Below are 20,419 nucleotides of genomic sequence, written 5' to 3'. Positions count from 1 at the left end.
AATTTTCCACTTTTATAAGGAAATGTCACTAAAAAAGGAAAAGCAGCACATCCGGCTGCTCTTTTCCTCTTATACGTCCAGCGATTCGCCTTCCTCGACAATGTGATATAGGAGATGGGCCAAATGGTGGATGGGCCCGTATTCTTCCTCTTCTTCATTTGTTTCTTCGTTGAATTCCAGGTCGTTCAAGTAAAGAGCCATGAACTCATAAAAATCCTTCATTGCGAAAGAATAGCAAGCACTCGGATCTTCACTCTCTTCCTCATAGTGGAGGACTAGATGTGAAACAGTGCCATCCACATCCTCTGCATCAAAAAAGACAAAAAAACCGATATTCGTATCAAGCTCAAACAAATGGCGCGTCCCACCTTCCGTCGCCCTGTTATAATCCTCTTCATTCAACTTTTGGATTTGCATGGAGTCAACTTTGTCCTCCTGATGGAAACTGACAACAAACGATTGCATTTCCATTAACCTCCTTTTTCATCAACTTGCTCCCGAATCAATATACCCTATATTTCCTCTAATTATCCAATGTCAATCCTGTGCCAAAGAGCTTGCTATTCCTTGAAACATTATTGGTAGAATAATAATTTTATTACCTATTACTAGTTTAAATGGTAAAATTATAGGAAAGATAAAATACTAAAACCGTAAAGGAAATATCATTTTATGAAGAATAAGAAACTTGCATGGATTACTGACAGTACCGCTTATTTAACCGATGAATTAAAACGTAATCCCGATGTCCATGTCGTTCCGCTTGAAATCATCTTTGGGGACGAGGCTTTCGAGGACGGAGTCGAGCTTGGCACGGAGCAATTATACAAACGCATCAACGGTGAAAAAAAAGTTCCAAAAACATCCCAGCCATCACCAGGCAAATTTGCCCGGCTATTCGAAAAATTGAAGGAAGAAGAGTACGATGGGGCAATTGCAGTTCATATTTCTTCAAAATTAAGCGGCACATTTTCAAGCTGCATTGCTGGCGCGAAGCTTGCTAAATTCCCCGTTGAAGTCATAGATTCAAAATCGATGTCCTACGCGATAACCGCGCTAATTGAAAAAGGAATTGAACTTTGGGGATCCGGCCTTGGAGCGAGTGACATAGCCTCCATACTGAGAGAAGAAGCGGAGAACTCACAAAATTATATCGTTCTTGGAAGTCTGGAACAATTTTTCAAAGGGGGCAGGATGTCCGGAACTCAGTATTTATTAGGGAGCATCCTTAAAATAAAGCCGATTATCCGAATTAATTCCGCTGGCGAGTTCGAATTATTCGAAAAGGTCCGCTCCGAGAAAAAAGCTTCCGCCCGGCTGGTGGAACTTTTTGGAGAAGCATATAGGGAAAACAGAGTCGAAGAAGTCTGGATTATGCATGGAAATGTGCCCGGCAAAGCCAGGGAAATAGAAGCAATGCTGCATACCGCCTACCCTCGCTTAAAGACATCGATTGGTGAGATCAGTTCAACCATCGCCGTCCACGCGGGCGAAGGAACTGTCGCGATCATTTGGCACAATGAACAGAAATAGAGTAGAAAAATGGGTACTGGCAATATACTCAAATCGTTCAATTTATCAAATACTCTATTCAGTTATCTTTTAAAATCACAGAAAAAATAGCACTGATTTAAAAAGCCAATTTTATCACAATAATTACTATAAAAAATGCTCAGAGCCAACTCTGAGCATTTACTATTTATCCACTTCTTCGTAAAAAAGCACGAGATCATATATCCTTTAGCTTCCCCTCTTTACTGGCCGTTCTTGATTATCTTTATTGCAGCTTCCAATTGCTCATCTCTTCCTTCAGAAACTCCTTTTATTGTTCTTTTTATTGGGACGGTAGGTTGAATACCAATATTATGGTGTTGTGAACCGTCATGTTTAATCGTTTTTAAACCAGTCCAATAAAAACCTATTCCTCCAGGCAGTATCATCTCCACTACATTTCCATTAGTACCAGCCGTGGATTCACCAACAATTTCACCTAGTTTGTAATGTTCAACAATTCCCATGATTGTTTCCGCATAGCTAATCGCATTTGCGTCGGTTACAAATACTACCTTCCCTTTTATTGATGGTTTTATTGGTTCCAATGTCCAGCCCCAGTTTTTTAAAGGATTAGAAGCAGCATGGTCAGGTGAAAGCATTTGAATTTCGTTGAATCCTGCACTTTGCAATTTTCGCTCGGTTAAACGTTGGAGGAAAGGGTGAAAATTAGTCGGATAACCTCTCATTTCTACGATAATTCCTTTGGCATTTAGTAATTTATTCATAAACGATTCATCTTCCCAAGGAAAAGGCTGTATAGAATTGAGATACAAAATTCCTGGTTCGAGTTCTACCAAATCTTCAAATAACTGATGAAAGCTTTTGTAATCGTTTTCACTAATAGGGTTATAAGGAACCCCTATTTTTATGATTTTTCCTTTTCGATTCAAAGTTAATTCTGTTTCAAACTTATCGTAGGTAATAACGGAAAACCAGGCGGCACGTACCTCTTTAGATTGTCTAGAGCCTGATGTCTGGTCAACCAACTTTTGGAATTGAATCAATGCATCATCATTACCAATTTTTATTAGTATGTCACCCGGTAGGATGTCTTCTATGTCACTGCCTATAACGACAAGCTTATCTTCGATATATTTAATGCTTATAGGCAGCTTCAACATAGCCTTTTTAGTGTCATTTAAATATCCTATATGACCATCTTCAAGGCCAGCTAGCATTTTCCGCATAACCTCGTAGGTCCTTTCCCCATCTTTTAATCGATTCATTTCTTTTAAAAATAACGGCAATTGTCCGTTCCAATCAATGCCTACTTCATCAAAATAAGGGTAAAAATGTTGAAATGTATTCCACGAAATTATGACATTCGCTAACCTTACATCCGGGTTGTCGTAGTCAATTAAATTTGCAGAAAAATATTTATCCATATCATTTTTTAAATCAATAAATTTTTTTTCCGATTCAACTGAACTTCCTAATGTTCTCCCTAAAGAAGCATACAGGATTGTAGGAATCGAAATATGAACATTGCCAAGTTGTCGTTTTATTATATTGTCTCCATATTGAAAAGTGTGTTCGAAAAGTGTAATGGAATCGGAATTTGGCGAGTAAATTCTATCACGGATGTATTTTTTTTGCTTATTGAAATAATTCTTTATCATCGTTAAAACAGCATTTGAAGGTATTTCTTCTATAAGAATTTCATCGTTTCGTGGTTGGGAAGAAATATGAATGGTAGGAGCAATAGGTAAAAATAGTTCATTTAATGCAATTAAAAACTCTTCGTTATTTTTGGTTTGTTTTATCTTATGAACCCCATAAATGGCAAATTGGTCCCAATCGATGTCAGCTGATTCATCGCTTGGATGGAAATATCTTATGTATCCATATGTTCTGGCGAAAACTTCAAGTCTATCATTTAGTTCATCACCGTGGTTCGGTTCTTCTTTAATCGATGATGTATTGGCTTCTTTTCCGTACCTTTGCGTTAATATCAAGGATGTGGTTCCTATTATTACTAGGGCCAAAACGATCTTTACCAGATTAGAAGATTTAATTGGCACCTACTCACTCTCCCATAAATTCTTTTTTAATTAATTTTAACAAAATTTTCTATTTATTAGAAGATGTCACTTACAAAAAAATGAGACCCCAATCTATATTTGATTGTGTCTCAAAATGAAAATATTTTTTCAGTTTTATTTTCCTTGTAAAAACCCTCCTCGAACGAGTGTCATCCGCCTGTCCACGAATACATATAGCCTTTGTCTTCAATTTCCCCCGCTGGCTTGAAAATATGGAGCGGGCGGAAAGTGTCGATCATGACGGCATGCTCGAGCGTTTCTTTTTTTCCGATGCTTGCTTCCGTTTTCCCCGGATGAGGCCCGTGCGGTATGCCGCTTGGGTGCAGGCTGATCGAGCCTTCCTTGATGCCCTTCCGGCTCATGAAATTCCCTTCGACGTAATACAGCATCTCGTCACTGTTGACATTGCTGTGGAAGTATGGGGCAGGAATCGCATCAGGGTGGTAATCATAAAGCCGCGGTACGAAAGAACAGACAACGAAATTATGTCCTTCAAAAGTCTGGTGCACTGGGGGCGGCTGGTGAATCCTGCCGGTAATCGGTTCAAAATCCTCAATATTGAATGCCCAAGGATACAAATAGCCGTCCCAGCCAACGACATCGAACGGATGGTGGCCAAGGATATGCTGATGCAAGAAGCCCCGTGTTTTGGTCAGGACCTCGAATTCACCTTTCTCGGAATACGTTTCAAGTGTTTCCGGCCCTCTTAAATCGCGCTCGCAAAACGGACTGTGCTCAAGCAGCTGGCCGTATTCATTCCGGTAACGCCTAGGGGTCGTCAGTTGTGAGGACGATTCTATGAAAAGGATTTTTGTTTCCGACTCGGGAATCAGCCTGTAGATCGTACCAATTGGGATAATAAGATAATCACCGCGCCGGTACGTAAGCGATCCGAACATCGTTTCAAGCTTACCGGAACCATAATGGATGAACAGCATTTCATCACCATCACCATTACGGTAATAGGCCTCCATTGACCGGTTAACATTTGCCGTGCCGATCAACAAGTCGCTGTTCCCCATCAAATATTCCCTCGCGCCAAGCGCATCTCCCGTTTTCTTTATTTCCGGCGTAAAAAAGTGCCTGTGCCTGAGCGCACCCTGTTCTTCATATTCAGGAAGAAAAGGAATAACCTTTTCCGCCCTGACAACTTCTGTCGGCATATGTTCGTGGTAAAGTATGGACTGGGTCCCGGAGAAGCCTTTCGTCCCCATCACCTGTTCCCTGTATAATGTTTCGTCATTCTTCCTGAAAACGGTATGCCTTTTACGGGGAATTTTCCCCATTTGCCGGTAAAACATCAGCTCACCCCTTTTCCCCTATAACAGTATTTCGCAATACGCCAAGCTTTTCTATTTCGAGTTCGACTAAATCGCCCGGTTCAAGCCAGCGGTGGTCCTCCTCGCCAAGTTCAAGTATGCATCCTGTCCCTACAGTCCCGGAGCCAATCAATTCGCCGGGATAAAGGGTTGTACCCGCCGATGCGCGCTCAATCATTTCTCCAAAGGAATAATAAATATCTTTCATATTCCCTACTGATAAAACTTCCCCGTTTACTTTGGCCGTCATGGATAGGTTAAAGCCCTTGCCCGCTTTATGTCCGGAAAGTTCATCAGCCGTTACAATCCACGGGCCGATCGATGTAGCGAAATCCTTTCCTTTGGCGGGGCCGAGTCCGACTTTCATTTCCTTCTGCTGAAAATCGCGCGCGCTCCAGTCGTTTAGGATGCAGTAGCCGAAAATAAATTCCTCGGCATCCTCGGCTTTTATATTACTTCCTTCCTCACCGATCACACAGGCGATTTCGAGTTCATAATCCAGCTTTCCGCACCCTTTGGGCCTCGTAATGTCTTCCTCCGTCCCCTTGATGGCCAGGTGGTTTGAGAAATAAAAAACGGGAATTTCATACCACTCGGGGACCATGTCGAGTCCCCTATTTCTCCTCGCCGTCTTCACATGCTGTTCAAACGCGTAGAAGTCGCGGAAGCTTTTCGGCTGGGGAAGCGGTGCCAAAAGCTTCACAGAATCCAGTGGATAAACCCCCTGGGACTCAACGTCCACTTGAAGCGACCTGGCTTTTTCAAGGTTGATGTCGGCTCGTAAAAGAAACTCTTCCACCGTTCCTGGCAAATCTCCTCCGGAAGCTTCTTTCATATCAACAGCGAACCTATCCGCCAAAATCCAGCCTGCCGCGGCTTCACCACTTGTTTTTAAAAAAGAAATAAACCTCATTTCGCCTCACCCGGCTTTACCTGCCGTTTGAGCTCGAAGGTAGAACCAAGCGGCCTTGTATACAAATTGCCCGCCATCCGCCCAATCGGCCTAAGTTCTTCGGCAAGGATCCTGCCTTTGTCCAGCAAGCTGTCATCCGCCTGGATATGGACGACTTTCCCGACGACCAGGCTGCCAGCGCCCGGCTGATTCCCGTAATGATGGACCTCGTGCAGCTCACATTCCAAATGGATTTTCGCTTCCTTTATCCTTGGCGGACGCACAGCCGCGGCAGGCTCGCGTGTAAGGCCAGATTCTTGCAGTTCATCAACTTCAGGAGGAAATTCCGTGGCACAAATGTTCATCTGAGCCGCTATTTCTTCGCTAACTATGTTAATGACGAACTGGCCGGTTTCTTCTATGTTGATTAGCGTGTCTTTTTTAGCGCCATCGCTCCCCCGCCTCATCGGCGAAAAGCAGACAAGCATTGGTTCTGCGCTGATGACCGTAAAAAAGCTGAACGGTGCGGCATTGGTAATCCCATCTTTGCTGACCGTGGAGACAAAGGCAATCGGCCTTGGCAAAATCGAGCCGATCAAAAGCTTGTAGCCATCGCGCCAATCCATCTTTCCTGGAGTAAATTCCATTCCCTATACCACTCCTTCCGCAGTGAAGGTTCTTATCGCATCAAGAAATAAAACATTATCTTCCCTGCATCCAAGAGCGACACGGAGAGCATTCGGATATCCCGGTGCTGATATCCCTTTAACGAATATCCCTTTCCTGGCTAGGGAAGCTTCTGCCATTAGGGCTGAATCTTTCAGCAAAACAAACAGGAAATTCGCCTCGGACGGCAAAACCGTAAAACCCATTCCGGCAAGGCAATCGGCAACGTATTCCCGTTCCTCCCTGTTTTTTTCGGCGGAAGCCGTGACAAAAGCGGTATCTGAAAGGGAGGCTGCCGCAGCTGCCGCGCCAACTCTGTTGACGTTGAACACGTCCCTGACCTTTTGAAGTTCCCCTGCAATTTTCGGGTCCATAATCCCGTAGCCAATCCGGAGCCCGGCAAGCCCGTGGATTTTTGAAAAAGTACGCAAAATCACAACATTTCGATGCTGGTTGAGAATTTTTACAGCATCATTCATCGCTCCGTGTGTGACATACTCCACATACGCTTCATCAATCACAACCATCACATTCTGGGGGACATCTGAAATAAATTGGGCCAGCGTATCTTTGTCGACAATCGTTCCTGTCGGGTTGTTTGGATTGCAGACAAAAACTATTTTTGTCCTTCCACTAATCCTGGACATCATCCCTTCGAGGTCGTGCGATCCGTTAACGAGCGGAACTTCAATTGGCACCCCGCCTTCGATCAAAACATTTGTTTTGTATCTAGGAAATGTGCAGGAAGCCATGACAGCTTCATCCCCACGGCTAATGAATGCCCTTGTTAACAGACGAATCACTTCATCCGAGCCGTTTCCGACAGTAAAATAACCTTCAGGCAGTCCGTGGAAATTGCTCAATGATTTATAAAGCCCCGAATAGGTGCCATCGGGATAGCAGCTTATCGCATCAAGCTCCCTTTTCGCCGCTTCGAGGGCCAATGGCGATGCGCCATATGGATTCTCGTTATCTCCCATTCTAATAATCCTGGAAAACCCCAGCTCTTTCTGCTTTGTTTCAGGTGGGGGGCCCAGTGGGTAAGGGATGACTGAGGCCAGTTCATCCCTTGGTTTAATCGTTGCCATACCCATTCCCACTTTCGTGATGCTGTTTTTTATAGGTTTCCGCGCCTTGCCTGTTCGCGTTCGATCGATTCGAAGAGTGCTTTGAAGTTTCCTTCGCCGAATCCCCTTGCGCCCTTGCGCTGGATAATCTCTACGAACAACGTTGGCCTGTCGACAATCGGTTTTGTGAAAATTTGCAGAAGGTACCCTTCATCATCGCGGTCGACCAGAATGCTCAATTCCCGAAGCTTTGAGATTTCCTCGTCGATTTGCCCCACCCTTTCGGAAAGCTCTTCATAATAGGCATCCGGAGTGGACAGGAATTCAACGCCATTGTCTTTCAGGGCAGTAACAGTCGATACGATGTCTTCAGTAAGGATGGCCAAATGTTGTACTCCTGGGCCGTTATAAAACTCGAGGTATTCCTGGATTTGCGATTTCCGCTTTCCTTCCGCCGGTTCGTTGATTGGGAACTTGATCCTGCCGCCGTTATGCATAACTTTGGACATTAGAGCGGAGTACTCTGTTGAAATATCCTCATCGGAGAAATGCTTCATTTCCTTGAAGCCCATGACTTTTTCGTAATATTCAACCCACTCGTCCATGCTCTCGACGTTGCCGACAACATGGTCTATACCAATCAGTCCGGTATCCGGGACCTGGTCAAACAGCGTGTACGGCTCGTATCCAGGCATGAATGGCCCAGTATACCCCTCCCTTTGGACAAGTGTATGGATGGTGTCGCCGTAAGTACCGATGACTGCTTTCTTAATCGTTCCATGCTCGTCGCTGAAATCCGTTGGCGCCATCAACGCGATTGCGCCGCGGTCGACTGCCGCTGAGAAGGCTTTATCGACATTATCAACGAGAAGGGCGACATCCTTGACTCCGTCGCCATGTTTTTTAACAAAAGCGGAAACTTCGCTGTTTTCAACTAGCGAGCCAGTGATAACGAGCCTGATGTTCCGCTGCTGCAGAACATAGGAAACAGTTTCGCGGCTGCCGGTCTCAAGGCCAGAATACGCTACAGTCCTGAATCCGAACGAATGGCAGAAAAAGTAGGCGGCCTGTTTGGCGTTCCCTGTATAGATTTCAAGGTAATCAACATCCCTTACTGGAAAAAAATCCTCCACCAACTCAGTCGTTTTCATTGTTTTTTCCTGCATGAAATAACCCTCCTATAAGAATAGTTTATTTAGTACCGGAAATTCCGGCTTGTAAACTTTCAGTATTGACTGGGCTGCTTTTCTTTTCTTTTTGCGGTTTTAAGTGGACAGCGTTTCCTTCAAGCCCTTCCGCAGCTTCAAGCAACGCTTCTGCAAGCCCGGGATGCGGGTAGGATGGAAAATGCAAATCCTCCTCCCTCGCGCCCATCTCAAGGCCAACTACTCCGCTGAAAATGAGTTCATGGGCTCCTTCACCAATTATATGGACGCCAAGAATCACGTCGGTTCCCCGTTCAGAAACAATTTTTACAAAGCCATCCTTCTTTCCGGTAATGGTGCTGAACCCATTCGCAGCCAACGGAAACTGGCTTGTTTTAATATCAAGTTTTTCCGCAATCGCCTCTTCTTCCGTCATTCCCGCCGAGGCGATCGGCGGCCGGGTAAACGATACCGATGGCAAGAAGCGGAAATCAGCTTCCGGGTTAAGCCCGCAGGCTGCTTCAGCGGCCGTTTTCCCTTGTTTAATCGCTTTGGAGGCCAGGAATGGCCCACCTGTTATATCTCCTATTGCATAGATCCCCTTCACCGAGGTGCGGCATTGGGTATCAGTAAGAATGAACCCATCCTCATCGTGTTTAATCCCAATCCTTGATGTTCCAAGCCCAGTTGAATCAGGCCTTTGTTTTTCTTCGTAAAAGAAATGCGATGCCTTGAGCACTTTTTCACCGGATGGCTCATTGAATGTAATGGCGACGCCGTTTTTAGTTTCCGCTACCTCCTGTAAAGTGCAATCCTTTACGATTGTTATTTTTTCCTTTTTAAAAATCCGTGCCAGTTCTTTCGATACTGCAGAATCGAAGGGCATCTGTTCCCCTATTTTTAAAAGGATTGTAACTTCCGCACCGAGGGCCCTGTAGGCCATGGCCAACTCTAACTGGAGAGAGCCCGAACCGTATATTGCTAGGTGTCCCGGAATCTCATCCAAGAAGGAAATCGCCAATTGATTAAAAATTCTTCTGCTCTCAGGGTAAGAAGTATTCGGTACGGGCTTTACCCCCGCCGCGACGATGGCGTCTTTGAATTCATATACTTCGTAATTGTCGCCTTCCTCCACGCCAATTCTTGTATCCGATAGGAAAAACGCAGAACCTTTTAGAATCTGAACCTTATTTGCTTTGCAGAGAGCTTTCACCCCTGCCCGCAACCCTTCAATTGTTCTTTTCTGGTGTTCAAGCAATCTATCAAATTGTATGCCCGCATCTTCGGTGCTTAACCCAAAAAGAGAGGATTTTTTTACATCATCAAGCCTTTTCCCCGCTTCAGTTATAACCTTGGAGGGAATGCAGCCTTTATTGAGGCAAACCCCTCCCAAGTCCGCTTTTTCAATGAGGACGACTTGCCTGCCGAGCTGGGCCGCCCTTATGGCCGCATGGTAGCCGCCCGGTCCGCCGCCAATGACAATAAGATCCGCCTGGTTGGCCAATTCACCGACAACCATTTAGCTTAACTCCAGTAACAGCATGTTCGGATTTTGGATATAGGCGGCAAAGCGGTTCGTAAATTTAACAGCGGTTGCCCCGTCGGCTACTCTGTGGTCGAATGACATCGACAGGTTCATGATTGAGCGGATGACAATTTCATCATTGTCGTTTACGACAGGCATCTTTTTCGTCTTATGGAAGGAAACAAGCGCCACTTGCGGATGCTGGATAATCGGGGTTGCGCCGATGCTTCCCCCAAGCGGCCCGACATTGCTTATCGTAAATGTTCCGCCCTTGATATCGCTTACCGCAAGTTCGTTCTTCAACGCCTTTTCGGTAAGTGATTTCATTTCCTTATTAATTTTCGGCAGGGATTTTGTTTGGATTGAACGCATGACCGGGACGATCAGCCCGTCCTCAGTATCTACCGCGATACCAAAATGATGGTCATCCATCAGCCTGATTTCTTCTTTTTGCTCGTCAAGAACGGAGTTGAAAATTGGAAATTCTTTTAAGCAGATTGACAATGTTTTTAGAAAAAATGCAGTTGTCGAAATCGGCCTTCCTACTTCTTTCAGCTCATTCCTGAATTGGATCAGGTTTGTCACATCGATTTCTTCAAAATGGGTGCAATGGGGTATAGTCTGGATGGAATGAAGAAGGTTTTTCGCGATTTGCCTGCGCCTGCCCCTGAATGGAAGGGATTGGCCCTGTTGCGGGGCCGGTGCGGGTGGGTTGGTTCGTTCCGGATCTTTGGCCTTTATTGTTCCTTTGCTATGTTCTATGAACCTGGATACATCTTCATCGAGGATTCTCCCTGCGGGGCCGGTTCCCTTGATTTCTTCTATATTGACGGAATTGTCCCTCGCTAATTTCCGTGTGTATGGCGACGCCAAAATTCGGGAATAGTTTTGTTTGATGGCCTCCCTCCTAGGAGCAAGCACCGTTTCCAGGACCGGATTAGCTTCTTTACCAGTTTCCCCGCCACTTTCGGTTCCTGCCGATTTACTGGCAGCCTCAAGGATGAGAAGAACCGTGCCAACCGGAACAGTGTCGCCTGGTGCAACTTTAAATTCCTTAACAATCCCGGATGCGGGAGAAGGAATTTCAGCTACCATTTTGTCTGTTTGTACTTCAATTAAGGGATCGTCGGCTTTAACAAAATCACCCGGTTTGACGAGGAAACAATTAATTCCAGCTTCAGCCATGCCTTCCCCGATATCATGGAGCTTTACCTCCATTCAGTTCACCTCCTAAAAACGAATTACTTTTTCTATTGCAGCCTCTACACGCCTTGATGTCGGCAAGTAGTGGTTTTCAAAACCAAAATAGGGGACCGGGGTATCAAAACCGGTTACCCTTTCCGCCGGTGCTTTTTGATAAAGGAAAGAAGTGTCATTGATGATGGCTAGGATGTCGTTTCCAACTCCGCCGGTTTCGTGGGCTTCATGGACAATGACAGTCCTGCCTGTTTTTTGGACAGATTCGGCAATGATGTCCCGATCAAGAGGATACAATGTTCTCATATCAATTACATCGCAATGGATTCCCTTTTCAGCCATGGCCCTTGCTGCTTTCATGGCGACAGGAACCATCGCCCCCCAGGTAAAGATGGAAACATCATCACCATCCATCAGGCGCTTTCCTTTACCAAGTTCAATCTCGTAAATACCTTCAGGAACCTCATCCCTCACCGACCGGTATAGGTGCATTGGCTCAAGGAACAGGACCGGATCCGGATCAAGGATGGAGGCAATCAGCAATCCCTTCGCGTCATAAGCGGATGATGGGCAGACAACCTTGATGCCCGGCATATGGGTGAACAACGCTTCTGTACTGTCGCAATGGATTTCCGGAGCCCGGACGCCCGCTCCATATGGGGCGCGGATAACCATCGGGACCGTGAAATGCCCGAACGTCCTCATCCGGAGCCTCGAGGCATGTGTCATGATTTGTTCGTAGGCGGGATAAATAAAGCCAAGAAACTGGATTTCGGCGATTGGCTTAAATCCGGCAGCGGCCATGCCGATCGCGGCTCCGATAAAACCCGCCTCGGATAGTGGCGTATCCATGACCCGCATTTCCCCGAATCTTTCCTGAAGCCCGTCTGTTACCCGGAATACCCCTCCATTCTTACCGATATCTTCGCCAAGGAGAATGACCTCATTATGTTTTTCGAGCATGGCGGCAAGTGCGTCATTAATAGCCTGAACCATGGTCACCGTCCTTGCTTTTACAGCAACATCCACTACATTCCGCCCCCAATCAGCTGTAAATAGTCTCTTTTTTGCTTTTCTATCGGCCAAACCGGTTTCTCGAAGACGTAATCGAAAATATCAGCCGGATTTGCGGGCGGATATTGTTCCATGTCTTCGACCGCTTTTTCTATTTCCGCCGATGCTTCGTCCTCAAATGCCTTGAAAAGTTCAGCATCAAAGTACCCTTCATTTTTTAGGAACCGCTCAAGCCTGAGAATCGGGTCGATCCGTTCACGCTTTTTGTGGCTTTCGGCCTGGTCCCTGTATTTTGACGGATCGTCCGCCGTCGTATGGGCTCCGTACCTCCAAGTCACCGCTTCGATTAAGGTTGGCCCCCCGCCACTACGGGCCCGGGCGAGCGCATTCAACGTTTCGAAATAAACAGCGAATACATCGTTTCCGTCTATCCTGACGCCTGGAATTCCATAAGCAATTGCTTTCTGAGCAATTGTTTCCGAATTCGTTTGTTTCTCAATCGGGACAGAAATAGCATAGCCGTTATTCTGGTTAAAAAAGACGACAGGAGCCTTCGTTACGCTCGCAAAGTTTAAGCCTTCATGGAAATCGCCTTCCGAAGTCGCCCCGTCGCCAAAATAGGCAATCGCGGCGCATGAAGTACCCTTCATTTTTTCAGCAAGGGCGGCCCCGGCAGCATGGGGAATCTGGGTGGCGATTGGGATGCCTGGCGGAAAAATTTTCTTGCGATTTGGCGGCACGCATCCTTCGTTCCTCCCATTCCAGAATAATAGGATGTTCCGGAGCGAATGGCCGAACACAAATGCTGCTCCATGCTCACGGTAGGTTGGAAACATCCAGTCATCGCTATTAAGTGCGAGCGCGCTTCCTACATGAGAGGCTTCCTGCCCTTCGAAAGGGGCGTAGGTGCCAATCCGTCCTTGCCGTTGGAGGCTTACGGCCTTCCTGTCAAACAGGCGGATTCTTATCATTTGCTTATAAAACTCCAAGGCAAGGTCACGGTTAATTTTTTCCTTTACGGAAGGCTCTGCAACATTGCCTTGTTCGTCCATGATTTGTATGATTGGAAAATCAACTTTCACTGCTATCGCCCTCCTTGGCAGGAATTATTAGGAACGGACAGCCCATTTCGGGCGCTTGTGATGGGAGAAGAAACTGTTTCTCTTCACCCGGGCTTCAATCCTGGACTCGCAGAAATGGTTGGCAGCCTCGACCGTGGTCAGCCCATCCTCCGCGGCACGACGGTATATATCAAGCAGGGAGTCGTAGATTGCCCGTGTTTTTTGTATCACACGCTCCTTATTCGGCGTGTACAATTCATCGGCAACCTGTATCAGTCCGCCGGCATTGACGATATAATCGGGCGCGTACAAAATACCTTTCGCCTGGAGTAACTGGCCATGCCTTTCCTCGGCCAGCTGATTGTTCGCGGAGCCTGCCACTGCAAGGCATTTGAGCTCAGGTACGGTGTCGTCATTGATAATTCCGCCGAGCGCGCACGGGACAAACACGTCTGCTTCCTGGGCATAAATTTCATTGCTTCCCACCGCCTTAATGCTCCCGCCCAGTGACTTCGCGTGTTCCGTGAGGCGGTTCACCGCTTCTTCATTTATATCTGTAACGTAAAGGTCGGCGCCTTCTTCCAAAAGCTGTTCCGCAACCTTATAGCCGACTTTTCCCAACCCCTGGATCGCATAGCTTCTTCCTGATAGGCGGTCCGTCCCCCAGATGACCCGGTTCGTAGCCTTGATACCGTAAATCACGCCTTGCGCTGTCGGAATCGATGAATCACCGCTTCCGCCGTAAGCTTCATCAACCCCGACAATGCAATTCGTTTCTTTCATCGCATGGACGAAATCAGAGGGCGTCGTCCCCATATCCGTACCTGTGTAAAACCGGCCGTTGAGGGAATCGACAAACTGGCCGAACGCCCTGAATAGCTCTGGGCTTTTATCCTTCATCGGATCGCCGATGATGACCGCTTTTCCACCTCCAAAGTCAACGTCCGCCGCGGCGCATTTATAAGTCATCCCTTTTGACAGGCGAAGGACATCCTCGAGCGCTTCCTCCGTACTGGAATACGGCCTCATCCGGCAGCCGCCCAAAGCCGGTCCAAGCTTCGTACTGTGAATGGCGATGATGGCCTTCAGCCCGGTTGTCTCATCATTGCAAAAAACAATCTGTTCATGCTCGCCAATTTTCTTGAAAATGTCCATTGTGTTCGTGTCTCCCCCTGCAAATGGTAACGCTTTCATTTTTAGCTCCCCTTTCGGCTTGTGGAAAAATCAAATCGGCTTTATTAAAAAAGGCGGTTTACAGTTCAGCTGAAGCTGCTATGTACATATTTATAACCAAACTGCTTCACCGCTTTAAAGCAAATGAAGCCCCTAGAAAGCAAGAAAGAAACAAACCCAATAATGGGCTGTTTCTTCGTATTGCCGCTGTTGTGCTAATTCGTCTATGATTTTAGGATACTGCTAATTTTCATTTTTGGCAAAATTTTCTGTTTTACGTCGCCTATCCCAATGAGTCCGTCCGGCCCGTACGCCTTGACCTCGGTCACTACCGTGTTTCCTTCCATGGATGAAAGTGAAGCTGTAACGGTAATTGCATCGCCTTCAAGTCCCGGCGCGATATGTTTGACAGTAACCTCTGCACCCATGCCTTCCTCGTTCACCTCAAGAAAGGGGAGGATAATCTTCCTGGAAGCCCATTCCATATGATAGACCATCCAGGCTGTCGAATAGGCGGGATGGACCACCTGTCCGCCAAACTCGGCGAACATTTCCTTTGTAACCGTGAACTGAATGGTTTCCTCCTGGCCAATTCGCATACCCGGTTTCATTGTATGTTCTCCCTATATCTGTAGTAATGGAAAAATATTACGTCAAGAGTGCCCGGTCATTGGCCATCTGTGTGCCGCGAATCCGCTGGAACTCTTGAAGAAGGCTTTCAATCGTAAGCTTTTTCTTTTCTTCCTCATTTACTTCGAGGATGATTTGTCCTTTATCCATCATAATCAGCCTGTTGCCAAGGTCGATTGCCTGTTGCATATTGTGAGTGACCATCAACGTCGTCAGGCCGTATTGATCAATGATTTGCTTAGTCAGGTTCGTGATCAGCTCCGCCCTTGATGGGTCGAGCGCGGCGGTATGTTCATCCAAAAGGAGAACGCATGGTTCAGTAAAAGTCGCCATCAATAGTGACAGTGCCTGCCTTTCCCCTCCAGATAACAGCCCAACTTTTGCGTTCAGCCTGTTTTCAAGGCCAAGATGAAGGGATTCAAGCACTTCCTTGAACAATTCCCTCCGCTTTTTCGTGACCCCCTGCCTGAACGTCCTCGTTTTATCCCTCGAGTACGCCATCGCGAGGTTTTCTTCAATCGTCATGCTCGGAGCCGTCCCGGCCATCGGATCCTGAAAAACACGGCCTATCAGCTTTGAACGATTGTATTCTGTCATGTTGGTGACATTTTTTCCATCAAGATAAATTTCACCGATATCAGGCGAAAGAGCGCCTGATATGATATTCATGAGGGTTGATTTGCCTGCCCCGTTACTGCCTATGACTGTGACGAAATCGCCTCTTTTAAGCTCCAGGTCAATATGGTCGATAGCGATTTTTTCATCGGGGGTCCCTTCATTGAAAACCTTATTAATCTGATTTAATCGAAGCATGGACATCCCCCTTTCCCGCTTGGACAGTTTTCATGAGCGAGAGCCTTTCCGCCCTCTTTCTTGCTTTCCGCTTTCTTTCCTTTGCCCCTCCAAAAATCTTTGGGGTAATGAGTGAAATGATGACAATTAAGGCAGTGATCAATTTCATGTCGCCCGGATCAAGGAAGTCAATCCTTAAAGCGAGGGTAACGACGATTCTGTAAATAATCGCCCCGCCGACAACCGCAAGAGTAGCCCTGGCGATTGTTTTGGCCCCAAAGAGCGCTTCTCCAATTATCACCGAAGCAAGTCCGATGATGATCATCCCGATTCCCATTCCAACATCGGCGAATCCCGATTGCTGGGCAATCATGGCTCCGGAAAAAGCGACCATTGAATTCGAAATTCCAAGAGCAAGGATAATCAGCAAATTTGTATTCGCTGAAAAGCTGCTGATCATTCGTTTATTGTCCCCGGTCGCACGCACGGCAAGGCCGATTTCCGTTTTAAGGAACCAGTCGGTAAAAAACTTGATTAGGAAGGTAACGATAATCATGAACAAGAGGATGCCCCATGTAGACGGCAAACTGTCCCCAAGGCCGATTGAAACAAGCAGATTGTTCATGAATGCATCAATGCCCGCCTTTTCGAACAAACCGCTTACCGTTGATAAAGAAGTTTCCTGGTTTAGAAGAGTCACATTCGATCTGCCCATAATCCTGAGATTAATAGAATAAAGGGCAATCATAACAAGGATTCCTGACAGAAGCGCATTTATTTTCCCGGCCGTATGGAGGATGCCTGTCACACAGCCCGCAGCAAAACCTGCAATAAGGGCTGCGACTGTCGCGACAAATGGATTGTAGCCATTCACGATCATTGTTGCCGCAATAGCGGCGCCTGTCACAAAGCTGCCATCAACCGTCAAGTCGGGAAAATCAAGGATCCTGAAGGATAAATAGACACCAAGCGCCATAATTGCGTAAATGATTCCTGATTCAAATGATCCGAATATTGCAGTAAACACATTCATCATCCTTCCTGTCCAGCCGGATGGCGGGGCAGTTCCCGGACCGCTCCCGCCATTTTCGGCTCCAACTTAGCTTGAAAGTTATCAGGGATTATTCCCCTTCGTAAAACTCCCCGGCGTCCTTCCACTCATCCTTCACTTCGAGGCCCTGTTCCTCAGCGGCCTTTTTGTTGATCATAAGTGTCAGGCTTTGAGGAAGCGCGACCGGAATTTCTGAGGCTTTTTTCTGTCCTGTTAAAATTTCGACCGCCATTAGGCCTGTTTCATAGCCAAGGTCATAGTAGCTGAATCCACTTGCGGCAACCGCGCCCTTTTTCATGGAATCAAGCTCCCCAACGAAAAGTGGGATTTTTTTGCTATTAGCTACAGAAATAACTGAATCCAATGCGGAAACAACTGTATTATCAGTAGGGATATAGATAGCGTCTACACGCCCGACAAGGGATTCAGCCGCTTGTTTTACTTCAGCGGTGGTCGAAACCGATACCTTTACTAATGATCCGCCATTGTCCTTTGCCAGTTTTTCAACAGCCTCTACCTGTACGACGGAGTTTTGCTCACCGGAATTATAGACAATCCCAATTTTCTTCGCGCCTACTTCATTTGTAATAAAATCAATAGTCTTTTTCGTGGCATCCGGGTGGTTGTCAGTCGTTCCAGTAATATTGTCGCCTGGTTCATCAAACGATTTTACTAGGCCCGCGCCAACCGGGTCTGTCACGGAGGTGAACAGGATTGGGATATCCTGTGTCACGCCCAAAGCCGCCATGGCACTTGGAGTCGCATTCGCGAAAATCATGTCAACCTTGTCGCCGACAAAGTTTTGTGCGATTGTCCGTGTGTTGTTCTGGTCTCCCTGTGCATTCTGTTCGTCAAAGCTTACCTTCAATCCTTTGTCTTCAAGTGCTTTTTTGAAGCCTTCGGTTGCTGCGTCAAGTGATGGATGAGGAGCAAATTGTGAAATGCCCACTTTATACTCTTTTTCTTTCTCCCCTCCATCGCCTGTCTTGCCGCCAGCCGAGTCTTTGCTGCCGCATGCCGCGAGCATTAACATGCCGGCAAGGGCGATGGAAATCGTTTTTACATGTTTCTTCATAAAAAATACCCCCTTGTTTTTAAGTGCCACCCAATTTTGGATGAAAGCCTTTATGTAAACTTTCTTTTGATGTCAATATGATATTTACTATCACCACCGTATTTATATCGTTATACTAACATTCGCAATATTTGTAAGTCAAACAATATTCTAAAAATTGAATATTATCAAAAATTATATTGGTATAAAATAAAAAAAGCAAGAGAAAATTTTATTCTCCTGCAAAATTAACGCTTAAACCCGTTGGTGCGTTAAAGTATTAGCAATTTCATTTTCAACAAAAAAGTTTTGTTTTCGCCGAATCCAAGCTTATTTCAGCCTCTTCTACCATTCTTTCAAGAAGTTCCGCGGTTGACGGAATGTCCTTGATCACCCCGGCTATTTGCCCGGCGTTCAGGAACCCATCTTCCAAATTCCCTTCTAATGCACCCAATTTATGATAATATTCAGCGGTCATGTCGATAAAATCGCTCAGGCTTATTCCTTTGCGCTCTTCATCAATCAGCTTCTGGGCATATGGAGTGTTTAGGAGTCTGCGGATTCTCCCCAGTCCCCTGCCAACGATTATCGTAGAAGTATCTTCCGCATTTGTAATCAGTTGTTTATAGATCACATGAAACGGCGCTTCCTTCACCGCGATAAACCGGGTGCCCATCTGCACGCCGCTTGCCCCCAATGCGAGTGCCGCAGCCAGGCCTCGGCCATCGGCTATTCCGCCAGCGGCCACGACCGGAACGGCCACCGCGCTGGCTATCTGCGGAATGAGCGCCATCGTTGTCGTTTCGAACGGCGAATTGATTCCGGCTGCCTCGTAGCCTTCCGCCACAATGGCATCCGCGCCTGCTTCTTCCGCCTTTTTCGCATGCTTAACGGATCCGGTGACAACGATTACCTTGACTCCCTCGCCGTGAAGCTTTGGAATGTAAGGGGCCGGGTTTCCCGCGGACAAGGAAATAACCGGAACTTTATGCTTCAGTACGAGGGAAAGAATCTCCTTGCCGTAGGGGGAAACGCCAAGTGGTACATTGACGCAGAATGGATGGCTGGTTCTTGACTTAGTGTCCACAATCATCGCTTCCACTTCGTCTGGTTCCATCGTCCCGGCGCCAATCGTCCCCAAACCTCCTGTTTCCGAAACAGCTGCAGCCAATTGGGCATTGCTGATATTGCCCATGCCTCCCTGGATAATAGGGAAACGGATTCCAAGTATTTCTGCTAGCTTATTCACAAATTCCATCCTTCCGTTTAGAAAGCGTTATAAAGTTTCCCGGTCACTCAATGATAAATGGATGCTCAAGAACATCATAATCCTCATCGCGTTCCTCAAGCAGATTTCCCTCCTTGAAAACCTCTTCGAAAAAACGCGAAGCCGGCTCTGCCAGCTCCTTGTAATAATCGGAAAACAGGGATGCCGCATGTCCCCCCAACCATTTATCCGGCAGCAGTTCCTCGGGCAGGCCGGGGTCGATAAAAAGGAATTTCCTGTATTCATGGACAAGTTTTGTCCTCTCCACAAAACAGTCGGCATCGGACATTTGTCCTTTGTGGATCATATTTTTGCCAATAATGTACTTTTGGCTGTATTCCTGGATGAAATCCTGGTAACGATGATTGATTTCTTCAAGGTCCCAGCATTTCTCGACAAGCCGGATATTTTCCTTTGGCCCTTTATATTCCGCGGCAAAAAAATCAACATAATCGGCAATTTTGTACTTATCAATCAGGTCATACACTTCGTTTTCAAGCGGATTGGCTGAAATCCACGAACTGTTCGAAAGTGTGCCAAACCCGCTCCAGACAAGTTCCTTCCTGAGTTCATCCCTTACATTCCTGATTTCTTCAGGAATGGAGTACATGAGGATGCGCCATTTGCCGTCCCAGGCTTCAGGCTTCAATTTAAAAATCCTTCTCGCTGCTTCTTCGATCCGCCTGACCCCACGGGGAGTGAGGGAATAATAGCTTTTGTTCCCCGATTTTTCTGCCTGGACCCAGCCTTGCTTATTCATTCTGGAAATGGCCGCGCGGACAGACTGGCTGTTATGGCCGAACTCCTCCAGCAGCCTGATCAGGCTCCCGATCCAAATTTTGTTCCCGTAGTGGGAAATGTAGTCGCCGTAAAGCGTAAAAATCATTGATCTCGTATTCACTGTTCTGCTCACCTTTTCAAGATGCTAGAAGATAAAATAAACTTCCCCTAAAACAAGGAGAGAGTTTTA

Annotated in this window: 19 protein-coding genes; 1 reads left to right on the top strand and 18 read right to left on the bottom strand. The window is 46.5% G+C overall.

What is annotated here, in order from left to right; translation table 11 throughout:
- Positions 1-69: 69 nt before the first annotated feature.
- Positions 70-465 (bottom strand): cytosolic protein, encoded by a 396-nt coding sequence (locus V1499_RS12205; RefSeq protein ID WP_409270194.1) that lies wholly within the window; start codon positions 463-465, stop codon positions 70-72.
- Between the two features lie 207 nt (positions 466-672).
- Between V1499_RS12205 and V1499_RS12200 the strand changes: the two genes are divergently transcribed.
- The gene (locus tag V1499_RS12200) at positions 673-1,533 is read left to right on the top strand and encodes a DegV family protein (RefSeq protein WP_409270193.1); all 861 of its coding nucleotides are present in this window, start codon (positions 673-675) and stop codon (positions 1,531-1,533) included.
- Between the two features lie 221 nt (positions 1,534-1,754).
- Here V1499_RS12200 and V1499_RS12195 read toward each other — a convergent pair whose 3' ends face one another.
- From V1499_RS12195 to paaX, 17 genes are all read right to left on the bottom strand, one after another.
- Positions 1,755-3,575: a S41 family peptidase gene (locus V1499_RS12195; protein ID WP_409270192.1), complete on the bottom strand. Its 1,821-nt coding sequence runs from the start codon at positions 3,573-3,575 to the stop codon at positions 1,755-1,757.
- A gap of 170 nt (positions 3,576-3,745) precedes the next feature.
- The gene (locus V1499_RS12190) at positions 3,746-4,897 is read right to left on the bottom strand and encodes a homogentisate 1,2-dioxygenase (protein WP_409270191.1); all 1,152 of its coding nucleotides are present in this window, start codon (positions 4,895-4,897) and stop codon (positions 3,746-3,748) included.
- Positions 4,898-4,901: 4 nt separating this feature from the next.
- Positions 4,902-5,828: a fumarylacetoacetate hydrolase family protein gene (locus V1499_RS12185; protein ID WP_409270190.1), complete on the bottom strand. Its 927-nt coding sequence runs from the start codon at positions 5,826-5,828 to the stop codon at positions 4,902-4,904.
- Positions 5,825-6,454, bottom strand: coding sequence for a flavin reductase family protein (locus tag V1499_RS12180; protein ID WP_409270189.1), 630 nt, complete (start codon positions 6,452-6,454; stop codon positions 5,825-5,827). The genes V1499_RS12185 and V1499_RS12180 overlap by 4 nt, the downstream gene beginning before the upstream one ends.
- A 3-nt stretch (positions 6,455-6,457) precedes the next feature.
- Positions 6,458-7,561 (bottom strand): histidinol-phosphate transaminase, encoded by a 1,104-nt coding sequence (gene hisC, locus V1499_RS12175; protein ID WP_409270188.1) that lies wholly within the window; start codon positions 7,559-7,561, stop codon positions 6,458-6,460.
- A 29-nt stretch (positions 7,562-7,590) separates the two neighbouring features.
- Positions 7,591-8,706 carry a 4-hydroxyphenylpyruvate dioxygenase gene (hppD, locus tag V1499_RS12170; RefSeq protein ID WP_409270187.1) on the bottom strand — a complete coding sequence of 372 codons (1,116 nt, stop codon included), beginning with the start codon at positions 8,704-8,706 and terminating at the stop codon, positions 7,591-7,593.
- A 25-nt stretch (positions 8,707-8,731) separates the two neighbouring features.
- Positions 8,732-10,204 carry a dihydrolipoyl dehydrogenase family protein gene (locus tag V1499_RS12165; protein ID WP_409270186.1) on the bottom strand — a complete coding sequence of 491 codons (1,473 nt, stop codon included), beginning with the start codon at positions 10,202-10,204 and terminating at the stop codon, positions 8,732-8,734.
- The gene (locus V1499_RS12160; RefSeq protein WP_409270185.1) at positions 10,205-11,428 is read right to left on the bottom strand and encodes a dihydrolipoamide acetyltransferase family protein; all 1,224 of its coding nucleotides are present in this window, start codon (positions 11,426-11,428) and stop codon (positions 10,205-10,207) included. It lies immediately after the preceding gene.
- Positions 11,429-11,440: 12 nt separating this feature from the next.
- On the bottom strand, positions 11,441-12,403 hold the full coding sequence (locus V1499_RS12155; protein WP_409276289.1) for an alpha-ketoacid dehydrogenase subunit beta: 963 nt from the start codon (positions 12,401-12,403) through the stop codon (positions 11,441-11,443).
- A 32-nt stretch (positions 12,404-12,435) separates the two neighbouring features.
- Positions 12,436-13,503 (bottom strand): pyruvate dehydrogenase (acetyl-transferring) E1 component subunit alpha, encoded by a 1,068-nt coding sequence (gene pdhA, locus V1499_RS12150; protein ID WP_409270184.1) that lies wholly within the window; start codon positions 13,501-13,503, stop codon positions 12,436-12,438.
- 27 nt (positions 13,504-13,530) lie between these two features.
- On the bottom strand, positions 13,531-14,676 hold the full coding sequence (locus V1499_RS12145; protein WP_409270183.1) for a Leu/Phe/Val dehydrogenase: 1,146 nt from the start codon (positions 14,674-14,676) through the stop codon (positions 13,531-13,533).
- Positions 14,677-14,879: 203 nt separating this feature from the next.
- Positions 14,880-15,266, bottom strand: a complete 387-nt coding sequence (locus tag V1499_RS12140; RefSeq protein ID WP_409270182.1) for a thioesterase family protein — start codon at positions 15,264-15,266, stop codon at positions 14,880-14,882.
- A 37-nt stretch (positions 15,267-15,303) separates the two neighbouring features.
- Positions 15,304-16,098 carry an ABC transporter ATP-binding protein gene (locus V1499_RS12135; RefSeq protein ID WP_409270181.1) on the bottom strand — a complete coding sequence of 265 codons (795 nt, stop codon included), beginning with the start codon at positions 16,096-16,098 and terminating at the stop codon, positions 15,304-15,306.
- Positions 16,076-17,104 (bottom strand): ABC transporter permease, encoded by a 1,029-nt coding sequence (locus V1499_RS12130; RefSeq protein ID WP_409270180.1) that lies wholly within the window; start codon positions 17,102-17,104, stop codon positions 16,076-16,078. The genes V1499_RS12135 and V1499_RS12130 overlap by 23 nt, the downstream gene beginning before the upstream one ends.
- 94 nt (positions 17,105-17,198) lie before the next feature.
- The gene (locus V1499_RS12125) at positions 17,199-18,203 is read right to left on the bottom strand and encodes an ABC transporter substrate binding protein (RefSeq protein WP_409270179.1); all 1,005 of its coding nucleotides are present in this window, start codon (positions 18,201-18,203) and stop codon (positions 17,199-17,201) included.
- Positions 18,204-18,477: 274 nt separating this feature from the next.
- Positions 18,478-19,431, bottom strand: a complete 954-nt coding sequence (locus tag V1499_RS12120) for an NAD(P)H-dependent flavin oxidoreductase (protein WP_409270178.1) — start codon at positions 19,429-19,431, stop codon at positions 18,478-18,480.
- A 43-nt stretch (positions 19,432-19,474) separates the two neighbouring features.
- The gene (gene paaX, locus V1499_RS12115) at positions 19,475-20,350 is read right to left on the bottom strand and encodes a phenylacetic acid degradation operon negative regulatory protein PaaX (protein WP_409270177.1); all 876 of its coding nucleotides are present in this window, start codon (positions 20,348-20,350) and stop codon (positions 19,475-19,477) included.
- Positions 20,351-20,419: the final 69 nt, after the last annotated feature.

Source organism: Neobacillus oceani (assembly GCF_046237595.1).
Lineage (GTDB): Bacteria > Bacillota > Bacilli > Bacillales > Cytobacillaceae > Bacillus_D > Bacillus_D oceani.
Note: the sequence above shows the minus strand (reverse complement) of the source record. Positions and strands in the feature narration are given on the sequence as shown.